The 18092-nt window shown below is 67.2% G+C and carries 17 protein-coding genes; 10 read left to right on the top strand and 7 right to left on the bottom strand.

Annotated features, from left to right (window positions below; all coding sequences use genetic code 11):
* The first annotated feature begins 36 nt into the window (after positions 1 to 36).
* Both prcB and prcA read left to right on the top strand, forming a co-directional pair.
* Complete coding sequence (gene prcB, locus EYZ64_RS18710) at positions 37 to 834, top strand: proteasome subunit beta (protein WP_135455578.1); 798 nt, start codon at positions 37 to 39, stop codon at positions 832 to 834.
* On the top strand, positions 835 to 1593 hold the full coding sequence (prcA, locus tag EYZ64_RS18705) for a proteasome subunit alpha (protein ID WP_135455576.1): 759 nt from the start codon (positions 835 to 837) through the stop codon (positions 1591 to 1593).
* A 12-nt stretch (positions 1594 to 1605) separates the two neighbouring features.
* Here prcA and EYZ64_RS18700 read toward each other — a convergent pair whose 3' ends face one another.
* On the bottom strand, positions 1606 to 2730 hold the full coding sequence (locus EYZ64_RS18700) for a baeRF11 domain-containing protein (protein ID WP_135455574.1): 1125 nt from the start codon (positions 2728 to 2730) through the stop codon (positions 1606 to 1608).
* A 107-nt stretch (positions 2731 to 2837) separates the two neighbouring features.
* Positions 2838 to 3461: a TetR/AcrR family transcriptional regulator C-terminal domain-containing protein gene (locus tag EYZ64_RS18695; RefSeq protein ID WP_135455572.1), complete on the bottom strand. Its 624-nt coding sequence runs from the start codon at positions 3459 to 3461 to the stop codon at positions 2838 to 2840.
* An 81-nt stretch (positions 3462 to 3542) separates the two neighbouring features.
* On the opposite strand from EYZ64_RS18695, the gene EYZ64_RS18690 reads away from it, so the two are divergent.
* Positions 3543 to 4541: a nitrilase-related carbon-nitrogen hydrolase gene (locus EYZ64_RS18690; protein ID WP_135455570.1), complete on the top strand. Its 999-nt coding sequence runs from the start codon at positions 3543 to 3545 to the stop codon at positions 4539 to 4541.
* Positions 4538 to 5569, top strand: coding sequence for an agmatine deiminase family protein (locus EYZ64_RS18685; protein WP_135455568.1), 1032 nt, complete (start codon positions 4538 to 4540; stop codon positions 5567 to 5569). The genes EYZ64_RS18690 and EYZ64_RS18685 overlap by 4 nt, the downstream gene beginning before the upstream one ends.
* Here EYZ64_RS18685 and EYZ64_RS18680 read toward each other — a convergent pair.
* The 3 genes from EYZ64_RS18680 to EYZ64_RS18670 all read right to left on the bottom strand — a co-directional run bounded on the left by EYZ64_RS18680 (position 5535) and on the right by EYZ64_RS18670 (position 10707).
* Complete coding sequence (locus EYZ64_RS18680; protein WP_286175057.1) at positions 5535 to 8171, bottom strand: NAD-glutamate dehydrogenase domain-containing protein; 2637 nt, start codon at positions 8169 to 8171, stop codon at positions 5535 to 5537. The two genes, EYZ64_RS18685 and EYZ64_RS18680, sit on opposite strands and share 35 nt — an antisense overlap.
* 150 nt (positions 8172 to 8321) lie before the next feature.
* Positions 8322 to 9863 carry an APC family permease gene (locus EYZ64_RS18675; RefSeq protein ID WP_135455566.1) on the bottom strand — a complete coding sequence of 514 codons (1542 nt, stop codon included), beginning with the start codon at positions 9861 to 9863 and terminating at the stop codon, positions 8322 to 8324.
* Positions 9856 to 10707, bottom strand: a complete 852-nt coding sequence (locus EYZ64_RS18670; protein WP_135455564.1) for a universal stress protein — start codon at positions 10705 to 10707, stop codon at positions 9856 to 9858. The genes EYZ64_RS18675 and EYZ64_RS18670 overlap by 8 nt, the downstream gene beginning before the upstream one ends.
* A 174-nt stretch (positions 10708 to 10881) precedes the next feature.
* Here EYZ64_RS18670 and EYZ64_RS18665 point away from each other — a divergent pair, with 174 nt between their 5' ends.
* Positions 10882 to 12396 carry a PucR family transcriptional regulator gene (locus EYZ64_RS18665; RefSeq protein WP_135460109.1) on the top strand — a complete coding sequence of 505 codons (1515 nt, stop codon included), beginning with the start codon at positions 10882 to 10884 and terminating at the stop codon, positions 12394 to 12396.
* Positions 12397 to 12418: 22 nt separating this feature from the next.
* On the opposite strand, the gene EYZ64_RS18660 is transcribed toward EYZ64_RS18665, so the two are convergent.
* The gene (locus EYZ64_RS18660) at positions 12419 to 12871 is read right to left on the bottom strand and encodes a hypothetical protein (protein ID WP_135455562.1); all 453 of its coding nucleotides are present in this window, start codon (positions 12869 to 12871) and stop codon (positions 12419 to 12421) included.
* Positions 12872 to 12952: 81 nt separating this feature from the next.
* On the opposite strand from EYZ64_RS18660, the gene EYZ64_RS18655 reads away from it, so the two are divergent.
* The gene (locus EYZ64_RS18655; RefSeq protein ID WP_135455560.1) at positions 12953 to 13612 is read left to right on the top strand and encodes a TetR/AcrR family transcriptional regulator; all 660 of its coding nucleotides are present in this window, start codon (positions 12953 to 12955) and stop codon (positions 13610 to 13612) included.
* A gap of 14 nt (positions 13613 to 13626) precedes the next feature.
* Here the strand turns inward: EYZ64_RS18655 and EYZ64_RS18650 are convergent, their stop codons facing one another.
* On the bottom strand, positions 13627 to 14307 hold the full coding sequence (locus tag EYZ64_RS18650) for a suppressor of fused domain protein (protein WP_135455558.1): 681 nt from the start codon (positions 14305 to 14307) through the stop codon (positions 13627 to 13629).
* 146 nt (positions 14308 to 14453) lie between these two features.
* Between EYZ64_RS18650 and pafA the strand changes: the two genes are divergently transcribed.
* The 4 genes from pafA to tatA are packed head-to-tail and all read left to right on the top strand — an operon-like array spanning position 14454 to position 18076.
* Positions 14454 to 15812: a Pup--protein ligase gene (pafA, locus tag EYZ64_RS18645; RefSeq protein WP_135455556.1), complete on the top strand. Its 1359-nt coding sequence runs from the start codon at positions 14454 to 14456 to the stop codon at positions 15810 to 15812.
* Positions 15813 to 15830: 18 nt separating this feature from the next.
* Positions 15831 to 16844 (top strand): helix-turn-helix transcriptional regulator, encoded by a 1014-nt coding sequence (locus EYZ64_RS18640; RefSeq protein WP_135455553.1) that lies wholly within the window; start codon positions 15831 to 15833, stop codon positions 16842 to 16844.
* Positions 16841 to 17797 carry a helix-turn-helix transcriptional regulator gene (locus tag EYZ64_RS18635; protein WP_135455551.1) on the top strand — a complete coding sequence of 319 codons (957 nt, stop codon included), beginning with the start codon at positions 16841 to 16843 and terminating at the stop codon, positions 17795 to 17797. Before EYZ64_RS18640 ends, EYZ64_RS18635 begins: the two co-directional genes overlap by 4 nt.
* 30 nt (positions 17798 to 17827) lie before the next feature.
* Positions 17828 to 18076 carry a Sec-independent protein translocase subunit TatA gene (tatA, locus tag EYZ64_RS18630; RefSeq protein WP_135455549.1) on the top strand — a complete coding sequence of 83 codons (249 nt, stop codon included), beginning with the start codon at positions 17828 to 17830 and terminating at the stop codon, positions 18074 to 18076.
* Positions 18077 to 18092 lie beyond the last annotated feature (16 nt).

Genomic DNA, 18092 nt, shown 5'->3' with positions numbered 1-18092 from the left:
TTGCCCAAGCCCCATACCGGTATCCCTTCTGTAGCCATGGACCTGTCGTCGTTCTCTGAACTGCTGCGTCGTCAGGCTCCCGAACTGTTGCCGGTCAACCGTGCCGCCGATGGCGCCATCAACCCGACCAACGCGGTGCCGCACGGGACGACCATCGTCGCGATCAAGTACCCCGGCGGGGTGCTGATCGCGGGTGACCGCCGCTCCACCCAGGGCAACATGATTGCCGGGCGCGACGTGCAGAAGGTGTACATCACCGACGACTACACGGCGACCGGCATCGCGGGTACCGCGGCCATCGCCGTCGAGTTCGCCCGCCTCTATGCCGTGGAACTGGAGCACTACGAGAAGCTCGAAGGCGTCGCCCTGACCTTCCGCGGGAAGGTCAACCGGCTGGCCATCATGGTGCGCGGCAATCTCGGTGCGGCACTGCAGGGTTTCGTGGCGCTCCCACTCCTGGTGGGTTACGACGTCGATGCCGCCGATGCCGAGAAAGCGGGCCGCATCGTGTCCTTTGATGCCGCGGGCGGCTGGAACATCGAGGAAGAGGGCTACCAGTCGGTGGGCTCCGGCTCGATCTTCGCCAAGTCGTCGATCAAGAAGCTCTACCCGCACGTGGTGGATGCGGATTCGGCACTGCAGGTGGCCATCGAGTCGCTCTACGACGCGGCCGACGACGACTCCGCCACCGGTGGGCCCGACCTGGTTCGTGGCATCTATCCGACCGCGGTGACCATCGGTGCCGAGGGGGCGGCGGAGATCGCCGAGGAACGCATCGCCGAGCTGGCTCGCGAGGTCATCGCGCGCCGGACCCGGACGGGCGGTGAGGGGTAAATGAGTTTCCCGTATTTCATCTCGCCTGAGCAGGCGATGCGTGAGCGCTCCGAACTGGCGCGCAAGGGCATCGCCCGAGGTCGCAGCGTTGTGACGCTGGCCTACGACAGCGGCGTGCTGTTCGTGGCGGAGAACCCGTCGCGGTCGCTGCAGAAGGTCAGCGAGCTCTACGATCGGGTCGGTTTCGCCGCCGTGGGCCGGTTCAACGAGTTCGACAACCTACGGCGCGGCGGTATCCAGTTCGCAGACACCCGCGGCTACGCCTACGACCGTCGAGACGTGACCGGCCGGCAGCTGGCCAATGTCTACGCGCAGACACTCGGCACGATCTTCACCGAGCAGGCCAAGCCGTACGAGGTCGAGCTGTGCGTCGCCGAGGTGGCGCACTACGGCGAGACGAAGTCGCCTGAGCTGTACCGCATCACCTATGACGGGTCGATCGCCGACGAGCCGCACTTCGTCGTGATGGGCGGTACCACCGAGCCGATCATCACCGCGCTGAACAACTCGTACGCGGAGAACGCCGATCTGGCCGCAGCGGTCAAGATCGCCGTCGAAGCGCTGAGCGCGAGCGGCAACGGTTCCGAGCCGCGCGCGCTGGGCCCGGCCACCCTCGAGGTGGCGGTCCTGGACGCCAACCGTCCTCGCCGGGCGTTCCGCCGGATCACCGGGGCAGCGCTGGAAGCCCTTCTGCCCGAAGCGAAGCCGGCGAAGCCGACCGAAGAGTCGTCGGAAAAGCCGAAGAAGTCAGCAAAGTAGGTGTGCGGGCCGTCATCCCAGGGCGAACCGTAGTTTCGCGACTGCGGTCTGGTTCCACACGCCGGCGGTGATCTCGTGAGGCCGTACGGCATAGGTTTCACCGCGGTGGTCGAGGACCGTCACTGCGATGCGGGACAGCACGTCGTAGCCGGCGTCGTCGTACTGCAGAGCTCCGGTGCCGGACTCGATCCGGCCGAGCACGTCGACGGTGAAGTTGTACACGAGCGTGTCCACCGCCCCGGCCGCCGCGGCGCGGGCGATGTCGCCCAGGTCGGTGGCCACCAGCCCCTTGCTGACGTCGTTGCCGAGCTCCTCGACCCACGCGTTGGCCTGTTCGGCATTCAGGGCGGGCAGCGACTCGCGGATGGCACCGTCGATCTGATCGGGCCGCAGCTCGTCGGCAGCACCGGGCACCGCCACGATCCGGCGTTTGTGGTCGAGCCCGCGGTACATATCGAGCAGCGGGTCGGTCGCGAACAGGTACAGCGGCCGGTTCGATGACGGATCGAGCTGACCCAGTTCGGCGTCCACCGCCTCGGCGACCCGCTTGGCGTACTTCTCGAGCAACACCTTCTTGCCTTCGTCGCCGACCAGGCGGCGTACATGGCCCCGGTCCCGCACGGTGGCGCGATGGGTCGCGTCGGCAACATCGGCCGCGTACTCGCCGGTGAGCTCCAACTCGTTGGCCCGCGTGCTCGCGGTGGCCTGCCACAGGTTCCAGCCGTCGGCCGACAGGGTCAGGGCGTAGGCCTCCTGCGGCGTGGTGACTGCCCGCACCAGCTGGCCGATGTCGAAATAACTGCCCACCTGCGATTGGCTCTCCAGAGCGTTGGGCAGCACGTAGACCTCGTGGAAGTCGTCGGCGATGAAGATGGCCACCGATCTGGAAAGGCTCAGCCACAGGTCCGATTCGGCGATCTCGGTCCAGCGCGACCGCAACTGTTCCTCGACGGCATGCCGTGCCCCGGACTCGCGGATCGTGCGCAGGGCCCGGTCGACTGCGCTCTTCGCGGTCAGCAGGCTCTTTTCCCGCTCGTCGGGTCCCGGTGCGGTTTCGGCGTACACCGTGATGGCGTGCTCATGAGGCTCGCCAAGGCGGATCAGGTCGGCAACATCGGGCAGTTCGTAGCGGGTCATCACCACTCCTTCGTGCGGACTGTGCTGCCAACCTTATGCCGGTGATCGCTGCTGACCAGGGTAAAAAGTCCCAGAAGGTGGCATCGCGCAGCGCGTCGACCGCGGCCTCAATCCCGGTCGGCGTCTGCTTTCACAACCGTCAGTCCGCTCAGCAGTACCGCGATGCCGAATTCGAAGGCGTCGTCGGCGCGGGCGGGCTTGGCGCTGCCGGTGGCCAGGGCGGCGGTCAGTTCCGGGCCCACCTCGGCGCCGGTGCTCCAGGGTTCGTCGGGGGCGGCGACATCCAGGGCCGAGCCCAGCACGAATGAGTCGATCAGGGTGATGGCGCGCAGCGTGTCGGCCGGGTCGAACCCGGCGCGGCTGAAGGTGAGGGCCAGGGTGTTGTACATGGTCAGGGCATGTTCGCTGTTCACCGCGTGTGCGGTGAGCAGCGGGATGAGTCGCGGATAGTGGGCGTAGCTCTGCCGGTAGGACCGCATGATGTCGGCGACCACCTCGGTCCAGGGGCGGGCCGGGTCGTCGTCGGGGAGGGTGACTTCGGACATGGCCCGCTCACGTAGCAGTTCGACGATCTGTTCGCGTCCGGCGACGTGGTTGTAGAGCGAGGACGGCCGGACCTTCAGCGCCCGGGCGAGTCGGGGGACGCTGAATCCGCCGGTTGAGTTCACCAAATCCATTGCCGCACTGGTGATGCGGTCGGGGGAGAGCAGCGGTACCGGCGGGCGTCCCATGGCACATTTCTACTACCTCTTTACAACCGCTGTAAGCGGGGTCACAATAAAACGAACACCATTCGTTTTAGGAGTCGACCGATGATCACCCTGACCGCCACCGCGCCCGAGTCGCTGTCCCGAAGCGCCGAGTCGACGCGCCCTCCGCTGCGGGTCGGGCTGGTGCAGCATCGGTGGCGGCCCGATGCGACGGAACTGGTCAGGGTGCTACGGGACGGTATCGATCGGGCGGCCGGTGCCGGTGCCGCGCTGGTCTGCCTGCCGGAGATCACCCTGCTGCGATACCCCGCGGACACCCCGGCCGGACAGAATCCCGGCGAGTCCGCCGAGGATCTCACCGGAGGCCCGACCTTTGCCCTCGCCGCCGAGGCCGCCCGCGCGAACGGCGTCTTCGTGCATGCTTCGCTGTACCAAAAAGCACCGGCCGAAGACGGATTGGGCTTCAATACGGCGATCCTGGTGACCCCGTCGGGGGAGTTGGCCGGATATACCCGCAAGCTGCACATCCCGATCTCGGCCGGCTACTACGAAGACACCTATTTCCGTCCGGGTCCGGGTCCGGGGCCGTCCGCCGACGGTGACCCCTATCCCGTGTACAACCCAGAGGGCCTGGGTGCCCGTGTCGGCCTGCCGACCTGCTGGGACGAGTGGTTCCCCGAAGTGGCGCGCAGCTACTCACTCGGCGGCGCCGAGATCGTGGTCTACCCGACGGCGATCGGTTCGGAGCCGGTGTTCCCGGCCTTCGACACCCAGCCGCTGTGGCAGCACGTGATCGTCGCCAACGGCATCAGCAGCGGGCTGTTCATGGTGGTGCCCAACCGGATCGGTGACGAGGGCAAGGTCACCTTCTACGGTTCGTCGTTCATCTCCGACCCGTTCGGCCGGGTGCTGGTGCAGGCACCTCGCGACGAAGAAGCCGTGCTGGTCGCCGACCTGGATCTGGATCAGCGCCGGGACTGGCTGGAGCTGTTCCCGTTTCTGCTCACCCGGCGGCCCGACACCTATGCCGCGCTGACCGCGCCGGTCGATGTGGCGCACCCGTACGGAGCCGGCCACGCAGCCACGGCAGTGGTGAAATGACCACTCACCGGATGCCGGCGGAGAGTGCACCTCAGGATCGCGTGTGGATGGCCTTCCCGTCCGCCGGCTATTCGCTGGGCGACTCCGAAGCCGAACACCACGAAGCGCGCACCACCTGGGCGGCGGTGGCGCACGCGGTGTTGGAGTTCGAGCCCGTGACAATGGTGGTGGACCCCGCCGAAATGGCCGCGGCCCGACGCTATCTATCCGCAGCTGTCGACATCGTCGAGGCGCCGTTGAACGACGCGTGGATGCGCGACATCGGCCCCACCTTCGTGCACGCCGAGGACGGTTCGGTGGCTGCGGTGGACTGGGTGTTCAACGGCTGGGGCGCACAGGATTGGGCACGCTGGGATCGTGACTCGAAAATCGCTGCGGCCGTGGCTGATTGGTCCGGAGTGCCGGTGGTCGACTCGAATCTGGTGAACGAAGGGGGCGGCATCCAGGTCGACGGGCTGGGTACCGTCCTGGTCACCGAGACCGTGCAACTGGACCCCGGCCGCAACCCCGGCGCCACCAAGGCGGACGTCGAGGCCGAGCTGGCCCGAACCATCGGTGCCGATCACGCGGTGTGGCTGCCGCGCGGGCTGACCCGTGACTCGCAGCGCTTCGGCACTCGCGGCCATGTCGACATCGTGGCCGCGATAGCGTCGCCCGGCCGTCTGCTGCTGCATGCGCAGGGCGCCGAGGAGCATCCGGATCACGTGGTGTGCAAGGAAATCCGCGCATCGATCGAGCAGTCCCACGACGTCACGGGAAAGCCGTGGGAGATCGTGGAGCTACCGGCGCCGGACCAGTTGACCGACGCCGACGGCTTCGTCGACTACAGCTACATCAACCACCTGGTGGTCAACGGCGGGGTGATCGCCTGTGCCTTCGGTGATCCGCGGGACGCCGACGCGGCGGCGATCCTCGCTGAACAGTATCCGGGCCGCCGTGTGCTCAGCGTCGATGCCCGCCCGCTATTCGAGCGCGGCGGCGGCATTCATTGCATCACCCAACATCAGCCTGCCGCTCTCCAGCGGTGATCAGCCGGCCGATCGCCGCGCTCACCCGGGCGCGGTTGCCGGTCCCGTTGCGCAGCACCCAGGACGTCAGGTGCTCGACCAGCTCGCGTACCTGCAGCAACGCCTGGATGCGCTGCCCCTCATCGCTGCTGCCGGCCAGTTCCGCCGCCCACAGCGCGTCCAGATCGAGGATGTCGCGCACCGTGGCGTAGGCCTGCGCCACCTGCGGCGTGGTCACCGCCAACCGCTCCTGCATGCGGTAGATGGTGCCGGGGCCGACCCGGTTGATCAGCTCGCCGGCCACCGAGGTCGCTACGATCTCACGGCGCAACGGATGGCGGCTGATCTCGGCGCGGGCATGCTGGGCGATCCCAGCGGGGAAGTAGTCCCCGAGGCGGTGCGTGAACACCTCCTGGTCCGGAATGTCGGAGGCAAGCAACTCCTGTGCCACCAGATTCTTGGATTGGGCCAGCAGCACCGCGATCTCAGGTCGGGTGAGTCCCAGTCCCATGGTGCGACGGCGTGCCAGTTCCGGCCCGGCAGGCAGCCCCTCGACTTGGGGGTCGACGCCCGCTTCGTCCCGCAGATTGCCGATCAACCTTATGTGCCGGTCCAGCAGCGAATCCGCTTCGGCGGCGGCCATGCTGATCGCCAGGATCGCCTCGGCGTTGTCGGCCAGCACCCGCGCGGCGACGTCCTCGGTCGCGTCGGAGAGCAGCGTATTGCGTTGTGCAGTATCGATGTTGCCGGAATCCAGGGCGATTTTGATGTTGACCTCGAGGTCTGAGGTCGCGACACCGGCCGCGTTGTCGATGAAGTCGGCGTTGACCCGGCCACCGTTCAGGGCGAATCCGATCCGCGCCTGCTGGGTGAGTCCGAGGTTGCCGCCTTCGCCGATCACCTTGCAGCGCAGCTGCGATGCCGTCACCCGAACGCGGTCGTTTGCCTTGTCCCGGGCGTCGGAGTCGGATTCCCCGTCGGACCTGACGTATGTGCCGACGCCGCCGTTCCACAGCAGGTCGACTGGGGCGCGCAGCACCGCCGAGATCAAGTCGTCCGGGGTGCACTCGGCCGCTTCGATGTCCAGCGCGGTCCGTGCCTGCGGTGACAGCGGTATCGACTTGGCAGTGCGGGGCCACACCCCACCACCGGCCGAGATCAGCGTCGAGTCGTAGTCCTGCCAGCTCGATGCGGGCAGATCGAACAGCCGTGTGCGCTCATCGAAGGACACCTTGGGGTCCGGGTCGGGATCGACGAAGATGTGCCGATGGTCGAACGCCGCGACGAGTTTGATGTTGTGGGACAGCAACATTCCGTTGCCGAACACGTCACCGGACATGTCGCCGATACCGGCGACTGTGAACGGCTCGACATCGATGTCGTGGCCGGCTTCGGCGAAATGCCGCCGTACCGAGAGCCACGCGCCGCGTGCGGTGATGCCCATCGCTTTGTGGTCGTAGCCGGCCGAACCGCCCGAGGCGAAAGCGTCTCCGAGCCAGAAGCCGTACTCGGCGGCAATGGAATTGGCCAGGTCGGAGAACTTCGCGGTGCCCTTGTCGGCGGCGACGACCAGGTAGGCGTCCGTGCCGTCGGGGCACACCGTCCGGTCCGGATGACGGACCGCACCATCGACGATGTTGTCGGTGACGTCGAGCAGCCCGCGGATGAATGTGCGGTAGCCGTCGGCGGGGGCGATATCGGCGTTGCGGAGCACGAACGCGCCTTTGGCGCCGGCCGGCACGATGGGGGCGTTCTTCACGGCCTGTGTCTTCATCAGGCCGAGCACCTCGGTGCGGAAGTCCTCAGGGCGATTCGACCAGCGCAGCCCACCTCGGGCGATGGCGCCGCTGCGCAGGTGTATGCCCTCGACGGTGTCGGAGCACACGTAGATTTCGCGGTAGGGGACCACCGGGCCGGTGTCGGCCAGCTGGGCCGAATCGATCTTGAAGGACAGGTAGTCCTTGGCCTGGCCATCTGGTCCGAGCTGGAACCAGTTGGTACGCAAGGTCGCCCGCACGAAGCTGTGCAGCGCGCGGCGAATACGCTCGTCGTCGAGCGAGGTCGCGGCGTCCACCAGGGCCGCCACGTCGAGATCTGCTTGGGCGGCGTCGGTGCGGTCGGTGCGGTCGGTGCGGTCGGGGTTGAAGCGGGCATCGAACAGCGCCAGCAGTGCGTTGACGAAATCCGGTGCGGCGACCAGCGAGTCGATGATGTAGTCGGACGAGAAACCCAACCCGGTCTGCCGGATGAATCGGGTGGCCGCCCGGATCAGAACTACCCGGCGCCAATCGATTCCGGCTGACGGAATGAGCGCGGCGTATCGGTCGACCTGCCAGCGTCCGGCGATCGCGGCTTCGTAGGCCCGTGCGATCAGATCGAGCGTGGATGTCGGCAGGTCGAGACCGCCGAATTCGTAGTGGTGTCCGGCGTCGCTGGCCCGATAGGAGGCGACACGCAAGCCGAAGTGTTCGAACATGGCGCAGACCTCGGCGAGCAGCGGTGGGGATCCGGTCCACTGCACCTCGGCATGGGTGCCGGCTTCGTCGGCGGCAAAAGACACTCGGGCAGAAGGGTTTTCCACAGGCCGAGTCTCGGCCATGGCGGGCCGAACGACCATCGACATTCTGGTGATCCTTACTGCGCCGGAGGCGCCATTGTGTCGAATGCCTGGCAACGACTGAGGGGTAAGCGATATCGGAGGCGCAGCACTCGGCTGTGTCTGATCGGTGCGGTCGTGACCAGTACCCGGGAATGGCGCCCCGAACACGACAAGTCAGGGGATCGGCGGCGTGTCCATGGTCAGGGTTTCGCCCCGGAAGAATGCCGGCTGGACGAAACGCAGGACGAGCATCAGGACGGCACCGAGCAGCAGAATGCCGAAGCCGAGGTAGAACACCAGGCCGACGCCGCCGATCGACGCGCCGCTGCCGCTGGCCTCCGGGTCCATGCTCACCAGAACCGACTTGACGAAAACCGACAGCAGCATGATGCCGCCGACCGCCGGGAACACCAGCTTGTAGATGATGTTCCTCGGGCTGAGGAACAGTTCTTTGCGGAAGAACCACACGCAGGCGAACGCGGTGATGCCGTAGTACCAGCAGATCATGATGCCAAGGGCGGCAATGGTATCCAGCAGTGTCCGCTCGGAAAGCAGTGTCACGACCGTGTAGAAGCAGGCGGTCACCACACCGGCGACCACGGTGCTGAACACCGGTGACAGGGATCGTGGGTTGACGCTGGCGAACCGCTTGGGGAAGGCGCCGTAGGCGCCCATCGCCAGCATGGTGCGGGCGGCCGGGAGAACGGTCGTCTGCAGGCTGGCGATCGACGATGCGAACACCGCCAGCAGCAGCAGTGGCCCGCCCCAGTCACCCAGCACCGGATAGGCCAGCGCCCCGAACACGTTCTCCGCGATCTCCTCGTTGCCCAGTCCCAGCCCGGTGTCGCCGACCCCGGCGTACATCATCACCGCGACCGCCACCAGAAGGTAGGTCAGCAGGATGGACAGGACACACAGCAATCCGGCGCGGCCGGGCACCTTGGTGGGGTCCTTGCTCTCCTCGCCCAGCGTCAGGCAGGTGTCCCAGCCCCAGAAGGCGAAGATCGAGCCGATCAGCCCAATGACGAAGGCGCTCATCGTGAGTCCGGTGAACGGGTCGAACCATTGGATGTCGAAACTCAAATGCCCCTCGACGCCGCCGGACCGCACGATGGCGACGACCGCGAACGTCAGGAGGACGGTCATCTGGAATCCGACCAGCACATACTGCACCTTCTCGCTGGTGGTGATGCCGCGGCAGGAGATGAAGGTGGCGATGGCGAGTAGCGCGACCGTCGAAACGATGTTGACGCCGACATTGTCGGCGGGGAGCATCGCGAGCGTGTCGTTGTGCAGCACCTTGCCCAGGAACTCGTAGCCGAAGAGGACGCCGATCGAGGCCAGGTTGGACAGCACGATGATGGTGGCGATCACCATGCCCCACCCGCACATCCAGCCGACGTACGGCCCGAAGGCTTTGGTGGACCAGGTGAACGACGCGCCGCAGTCGGGAGCCCGGGAGTTCAGTTCACGGTAGGCGTAGGCGGTCAGGAACATCGGGACGAAGCCGGCGATCAGGATGGCGGGCATCTTGAGCCCGACCGCCGCGACGATGAGCCCGATGCTGGCGGTCAGGGTGTAGCCCGGCGCCACCGTCGAGATGCCGAGGATCGCGCCGGTGAAGGTGCCGATCCGCCCCGGCGCCAGGCCTTTGGCGACCAGGCCCTCCTCGCGCTCGGCCCGTTCCAGTTCGGTGCTGGCCAGTTGCTCAGACATGCTCTGCCCCTTCATCTTTAGGCACCACAAACATCGGGACCTGCAGAACACGCAGCATCTTCGCCGCAGTCGACCCGAGGAACAGGCGGCGCGGCTGGGCCAGCCGGCTCGAACCGACCATGATCATGTCGCCGTCACGCCAGCCCAGTTTGTCGACCGCCTCCTCGACGGTCGGGCCGGTGGCCACCTGTGAGGAGACCGGAACATCATCCGGCAGAAAGTCTTTCGCCTGGTCCAGGGCGCGCTGTGCGTGCTGCTGGGCGGCGTCCAGCCGGCGGGCGTCATCCACGGCGACCAGCGACACCAGGCGAAGGGGCGTCTCGGTGGCCCGGCAGAACCGCAAGGCGGTGTTGAGCAACTGGGTGGCTCCGGGCCGGGTGCCGATGGCGCAGGTGACCTCCCGAATCCGCTCGTTGCGCTGCAATCGGGCGCCGCGCGGTGCGATCACCACCGGTACGGGGGAGGCATGCACCAGGTCGTTGACCACCGAGCCGAGTGACAGAGGACCGGCCATCCCGCCGCCGGCTCCACCGACCACCAGCGCATCGGCGCCCAGGCTCTCGGCCACCGCGATCAGGCCCATGGTGCTGGACTCGTCGTAGCTCAGGTGGGTGGTCACCGGCACGTCGTTGCGCACCCCCGCCGCGGCCGCGGCCAGCCAGCCGTCGGCTTCCCGGTGCAGAACATCGCCGGGGGTGGGGGCCAGCGCCGAGCGGTCACTGGGCAGGACCATGCACAGGTCGAGGCCCGCGCCCAGGGTGCGGGCGATCTGTTCCCCGACCGCGACGGCGTCGTCGCCTCCCGGTGTGGCGATGTAGGCGACGGCGATTCGTGGGCTACTCATCGACTAGTCCTCCGCAGCTGTCCAGCCGACATCCCGCACCGTCCATCTCTTGTAATTCATCAGGTCTCTGGCGGGCCAAGTGTGTCGCGGAACACATCGCAGATCATCCGACAATATGGAGATTCTCTGTGCAGGTTTTCGACACTCTGTACATTCCTGTGGGTGGCGGTCCCGGTGTCGTGGGTGATCGAGCAGTCGGATCTGCATCTGCGTCTGCTCGCCGGCGCGGCCGGTGTCGGGCGCGAGGTGAACCTGGTGCTGACCACCGAACTGGCGAATCCGGCCGAATGGCTGTCCGGCGGCGAGTTGGTGCTGACCACCGGCATCAGCCTGCCCGCAAGCGCGCGAGGTCGCCGACGTTACCTGCAGATGCTCGCCGAAAGTGGCGTCACTGCAGTGGGTTTCGGAATCGGCTTGACGTTCGATGCGGTTCCGGAAGAAGTGGTGGCAGCCGCCGATGAGCTCGGGTTGGCGCTGATCGAGGTCCCGCTTCGGACACCGTTCGCGGCAGTCGTGCAGCGGGTCGGTTCGCGCATTGCCGCGCTCGAGTATGACGCCGTGCTGCGTGCTTCCCGGGCGCAGCCGCGGATCACCCGGGCGGTGGTGAGCGACGGTCCGCGCGGTGTCGCGGCCGAACTGGGCCGCGCGTTGAAGGCCGCCGTGGTGGTGCTGGATCCGACCGGGACGGTGATCGCATCGCACCCGAGCAACCTCAGCGTCACGACGGTCAACCTGGTACGCGACTCGATCGAACCGGGAGCCGCGTCAGGCGTCCGCGTGCTGTCCGATGGCACCACCGTGGCCCAACAGGACATCCGGGTCGGCGGCCGTTCGCACGGTGTACTCGCGGTGGTCGGCCCCGGTGCCCTTAGTCCGGTCGACCAGGTTCTGTTCGGGCACGCAACATCGTTGCTGGCCTTGGACTTTGAGAAGCCGGCCCGGTTGCAGGAGGTGCAGCGGCTGCTCAATGAACAGGCGCTGGGGCTGTTGTTGGCCGGCGAACACGACCTGGATCCGGTGTATGCGCAGCTGGCGCCGGTCGCCGATGTCGAGGGCCGCATTCGGGTCCTGGTCGTCGACTTCGACGGAGAAACGAAGTCCGCGAGTCACCGGAGCCGGGCGCGGGCCGCGGTGGTGCGCGAGCTGGAGGCGGCCGGACATCCGGTGTTCGTGCACGGTGCCGATCGCCGGCTGACCGTGTTGCTGCCGGGCACAGCGACGGTTGAGAGCGCGGCCGGTCTGCTGAGCGGGCTGGACCGTTCGGTGCGCAGGTCGAGCCGCAGCGGGCTCAGCGGGATGCGGCCGTTGGCGCGGTTGATACAGGCCGTCGACGATGCCCGGCTGGCCGCATCGGTGGCCGAACGCGGCTGTTATCCATTGGAATTCGCCGCTCTGGCGGGCAGCGCACTGTTGTCCTCCGGGCCCAGCCGGGAGGTACTGATGGCGCTCGGGGCGGCGGTACTGACTCCGGTGGCCGACCACGACGCGCAGCACGGATCCGGGTTGATGGCGGCACTGCGGGCGTTCCTGGAGGCCAACGGCCAGTGGGAGGCCGCCGCGGCGGCCATCGGCGTGCACCGGCACACGATGCGCAAGCGGATCGAGATCGCCGAGGGGCTGCTGGGGTGTGATCTCGGGGTGGCCCGGGTGCGGGCCGAGCTGCTGTTGGCGATCTTGGCGCGCGGCTGACCGCGCCACTGCGGCCGCGTGCTCAGACGGTGACCGCCGCTTCGTCCGGCGCCGGCTCGCGACGCCAGCCGACGTAGGTCAACCACAAGCCCATTGCGGTCAGGAGCAGGAAGAAGATCCGCGCGACCAGTTGCAGGCCCGGGCTGGTGACCGTCGCGTTCGCCCCGGAGTCGATCGCCGACGGAATCGCCATCATCGCCAGTCCGCGCAGCGCCACGAACCAGCCGAACAGCGAGATGAGCGCCGCCGTCACGCTGTACCAGTACTGGTGGAACGCGATAACGATCAAGCCCATCATCAACATCGCCGCACCGAGGATCCAGGGCAGGACCGCGTTGTCGAAAAGTCCGCCGAGCAACCCGGTGAGGTCGGGCAGGCGAATCGCGATGATCGCGGTCGCGGCCGCGACGAACGGGCCTAGGACGCGGGCGAACGCCCGGGTGCGGCGTCGGGCTTCGGGGGTGGCTTGTGACATCTCTACTCCAATCGATAAACCGACGGACGGTCTATTTTTAGGTTAGGCTCGGGTCCGAGCAGTCGTCAATGGGAGGTGCCCGTGGCCCGTCGGGTCAAACCGGAGGAGTACGCAGCGCGGCGGCGCGAGATCCTCGATGCCGCTCTGGAGCTCATGCATGACAAGGGCTATGAACGCATGACCATCGAGGACGTGCTGTCCAAGGTGCAGATGTCCAAGGGCGCGCTCTATCACTACTTCGGTTCGAAACAGGCGCTCCTGGAAGGAATCGTCGATGCGATGGCGGAAAGTGCGTCGCTGCCCTTGCGGGCCGTGATCGCCGACGGCAGCCTCGACGCCGTCGCCAAGCTCCACGCCTACTTCGGTGCGTCGGCAGCCTGGAAGGCCGAAAACCCGGAGGTCGTGACAACCCTCATGAACCTGTGGCGGGACGAGAACGCGCTGTTCCGCCAAAAGCTGGCCAAGCAGTCGATGCGCACCTCGGTGCCCATGCTCGAAGCCGTCATCCGCCAGGGCTGCGACGAAGGCGTGTTCCACGTCGGGTTCCCGCACGAGGCCGCGATGTTCGTCGCGGGCCTGGACGGCGTGCTCGCCGATGCCTTCGCCGTCGCGATCGAGCAGGACGGATCACCCGGGATCGACGTCAGCGGACCCCGCGCACAACGTGTGATCGGCGCGTATCTACAGGCGATCGAGCGCATCCTCGGATTGCCCGACGGCTCGCTGGCGTCCGGTGCCTAGGGGCTTTCGAGACCTCACACCACGCTGGCGCGCCCGAGATCGGTGATGTCGCTACCGATCAGCTCAAGCATCTGCCCGGCGGTGTACCGCTTGTCGACGATCGCGCGCAGCTCGGCGTCGGTGGCGCCGACGAGCTGAACGAACGTGACCCGGCCATGCGGGGTATCGATCTCACCGGCCGCGTCGAGGGTGGTCAGGAAGCCGGTGAGCGCCGACCGATGCCCGGTGTCGATGCCGGCCGCCTGGCCCGTGTAGACGTACTCGTCCGGCTGGAAGACCTTGCCCGACTCGAACACGTAGCGCGCCAAGCCCTGCAGGTTGACGCAGGCGGTCCGCATCTCCTCGTCCTCGTTGGCCCCGGGTGCGAGCTTCAGCTTCAGCGTCAGCTCGATGCCGAAGCCGCTGTACGTCGGATCGGTGGATTCCTTGGCGTAGAGGTCGGAGAACCCGTATGTGACGAAGTGCATGGCCTCCGGGCTCCGGTAGATGCTGATGCCGTCGAGCGGGTCCGGGCCCCCGAAGCACCACTTGATGAGGGCGGCCATGTGCAGCGGCTCGGGCTGATCGGGATAGAGCGTGTCGAACGCCGCGGTGATCGCGTCCCAGCCAGGTGCGCTGTCGTCGTCGCCAGCAGCGACGTCAGCCGCCGGCTGCTCCGCGGCGCTGTCCTTGTGCTTCCGGCCGAACAGGCCCATGGCTCTCCCAACTCTCCGGGTCCGCCCGATCCGGGACCGACGGGCGTCGTGCCGACGAGTGTGACGGCCACGATGTCCAGATTTTGCCGCACCGTCAGCGCGCGCTTGTCCACCGTTGCGGTGAACCACCCCGTAAGCTCGTTAGCGTGCAGCGACGAATCATGGGCATCGAGACGGAATTCGGTGTGACCTGCACCTTCCATGGCCATCGCCGGCTCAGCCCCGACGAGGTTGCCCGCTATCTGTTCCGGCGGGTGGTGTCGTGGGGCCGCAGTTCCAACGTGTTCCTTCGTAATGGCGCGCGGTTGTATCTCGACGTCGGCAGCCACCCCGAGTACGCGACCGCCGAATGCGACAACCTGACCCAGCTGGTCACCCACGACCGCGCCGGTGAGCGCGTCCTGGAGGACCTGCTGATCGATGCCGAGCAACGGCTGGCCGACGAGGGCATCGGCGGTGACATCTACCTGTTCAAGAACAACACCGACTCGGCGGGCAACTCCTACGGCTGCCACGAGAACTATCTGATCGTGCGGGCTGGTGAGTTCTCCCGGATCTCCGACGTGCTGCTGCCGTTCCTGGTCACCCGCCAGCTCATCTGCGGTGCGGGCAAGGTGCTGCAGACGCCGAAGGCCGCCACCTTCTGCCTGAGCCAGCGCGCCGAGCACATCTGGGAGGGCGTCTCCAGCGCGACGACGCGGTCACGTCCGATCATCAACACCCGCGACGAGCCGCACGCCGACGCCGAGAAGTACCGCCGTTTGCACGTCATCGTCGGTGACTCCAACATGTGTGAGGCCACCACGATGCTCAAGGTGGGCACCGCCTCGCTGGTGCTGGAGATGATCGAGGCCGGCGTCCCGTTCCGTGATTTCTCCTTGGACAACCCGATCCGCGCCATCCGCGAGGTCAGCCACGACCTCACCGGGCGGCGTCCGGTGCGGCTGGCCGGCGGCCGGCAGGCCAGCGCCCTGGACATCCAGCGCGAGTACTACAGCCGGGCCGTCGAGTACCTGCAGACCCGCGAACCGAGCACCCAGATCGAGCAGGTGGTCGACCTGTGGGGCCGCCAGCTCGACGCGGTCGAGAGCCAGGATTTCGCGAAGGTCGACACCGAGATCGACTGGGTGATCAAACGCAAGCTGTTCCAGCGCTACCAGGACCGCTACAGCATGGAGCTGTCCGACCCGAAGATCAGCCAGCTCGACCTCGCCTACCACGACATCAAGCGTGGTCGCGGGGTGTTCGACCTGTTGCAGCGCAAGGGTCTGGCCGCCCGGATCACCACCGACGAGGAGATCGACGCCGCGGTCAACACCCCGCCGCAGACCACCCGGGCCAAGCTGCGCGGCGAGTTCATCAGCGCCGCACAGGAAGCGGGGCGGGACTTCACCGTCGACTGGGTGCACCTCAAGCTCAATGACCAGGCCCAGCGCACCGTGCTGTGCAAGGACCCGTTCCGGTCGGTTGATGAGCGAGTCAAGCGCCTGATCGCCAGCATGTGAGCTCTAAGCTTTCATCTCGTGGCGGTATCCAAAGTCGAGCGGTTGATGAACCTTGTCATCGCACTGCTGTCAACCGATCGTTTTCTGCCGGCAGAAAAGATCCGCAAAATCGTCCAGGGCTACGACGACAGCTCCAGTGACGAGGCGTTCTCGCGAATGTTCGAGCGCGACAAGAACGAATTGCGCGATCTTGGAATCCCGCTGGAGACCGGCCGGGTGTCGAAGTTCGACCCCACCGAGGGGTATCGGATCAACCGTGAGGCCTATGCACTGCCGGCCGTCGAGTTGACCACCGACGAGGCCACCGCCGTCGCGGTGGCCACCCAGCTGTGGCAATCCCCGGAGTTGATCACCGCGACCCAGGGTGCGTTGCTCAAGCTGCGGGCGGCAGGGGTGGACGTCGAAGGCGGCGATTCGTCCGTCGCGATCACCTCCACGACTGTGCTGCCGGGCATCAGGGGTTCGGAGAAGGTCCTGGGAACCCTGTTGTCGGCGATCGACACCGGACGGGTGGTGCAGTTCGAACACCGGTACTCGCGCAGCGATCCGTACACCACCCGCACCGTCGAACCGTGGGGCGTGGTGACGCACCGGGGCCGCTGGTACCTCGTCGGTCATGACCGGCTCCGCGACGACACCCGCACCTTCCGGCTGTCCCGCCTCGGTGACACGGTCACCGCCATCGGAGAAGCCGGTACCGTGCAGAAACCCGACGGTGTCAACTTGCGGGAGGTGGTGCAGCGCGTCGTCGCCGAAGCGCCGACCGGCGAACAGGCCCGGATCTGGGTGGCCGACGGCCGGGCAACTGCCCTGCGACGGCAGGCCATCGGGACCGTACCGCGCACGCTGGGCGGCCGCGCAGGTGAGGAGATCACCGTCGACGTCGGCGGATACGACAGATTGGCCAGGGAGATCGCGAGTTACGGGGCCGACGCCGTGGCGTTGGCGCCGCAGTCGCTGCGCGACGACGTGCTGGCGCGGTTGCGGGCGCAGGCGGACCGCGGCATGAGGGTCAGCGAGGATCGCGCATGAGTCAGGTTTCCACCCGGCTGGTCCGGATGCTGAACATGGTTCCGTACTTCCAGGCCAACCCGAAGGTCACGCGGGCCGAGGCGGCCGGGGCGCTGGGCGTCACCCGCAAGCAGCTTGACGACGACCTGCGGCAGTTGTGGATGTGCGGGTTGCCCGGGTACAGCCCCGGCGACCTCATCGACTTCGATTTCGAAGGCGACACAGTCGAAGTCACGTTCAGTGCGGGTGTGGACCGCGCGCTGCGGCTGACCTCCACCGAAGCAACCGGGATCCTGGTCGCGCTGCGGGCACTGGTCGACGTGCCCGGCATGGTCGATCCGGAAGCCGCGCGCAGCGCGATCGCCAAGATCGAATCTGCCGCGGGCAGCAAGCTGGCGGCCGTCGACGAGCCGGCGCAGACCGAAAGCGTCGCTGCCGCGGCCGTGCGGGCCGCGGTGCGCGACGGCCGGGCGGTGACGGTGGAGTACCACTCGGCGTCGCGGGATTCGCTGAGCCGACGCACGGTCGATCCGATCCGGGTCGCGCTGGTCGGTGACAACAGCTATCTGGAGGCGTGGTGCCGCACCGCCGAGGCGGTGCGGCTGTTCCGCTTCGACCGCATCGTCGACGCGCAGGTGCTCGACGAGACATCGGCACCGCCGCCACCGGCGGTACAGGCCGGCCCCGACATGTCACTGTTCGACGCGGATCCGGCCCTCCCGTCGGCCACCCTGTTGGTCGACGCGACTGCCGCGTGGGCCTTCGACTACTACCCGTTGCGGGTGGTCAACGAGCTGCCCGGCGGGGCCTGCGAAGCTGCGATGACCTACGCCTCCGACGAATGGATGGCCAGGTTCGTACTCGGTTTCGGCTCGGCGGTCACCGTGTTGGCCCCGGAGTCGTTGGCGCAGCGGGTGCGGGACGCGGCCGCCGAGGCCCTGCGTGTCTACGACGCCGACGACGCACGCGGGTAGACTCGGCACCGACGTCTGGAGGTAACCAAATTGGGTGGTCTACAACCCTGGCACTGGATCATTGTCATCGCGGTGTTCGTGCTGCTTTTCGGCGCCAAGAAGCTGCCGGACGCCGCGCGGTCGCTCGGTAAGTCGATGCGGATCTTCAAGTCTGAGATCAAGGAGATGCAGTCGGATTCTGCGGCCTCCCCGGCGGAGGCCCCGCCAGCCAAGCCGATTGCTTCCGAGCGGGTCGACGCTCCGGCTCCCGAGCAGTCCCCGGACCGCCACACGGCCTGACCGGTCCGGCATCCGA

The organism is Mycobacterium sp. DL99 (genome assembly GCF_004762045.1).
Taxonomy (GTDB): domain Bacteria; phylum Actinomycetota; class Actinomycetes; order Mycobacteriales; family Mycobacteriaceae; genus Mycobacterium.
Note: the sequence above shows the minus strand (reverse complement) of the source record. Positions and strands in the feature narration are given on the sequence as shown.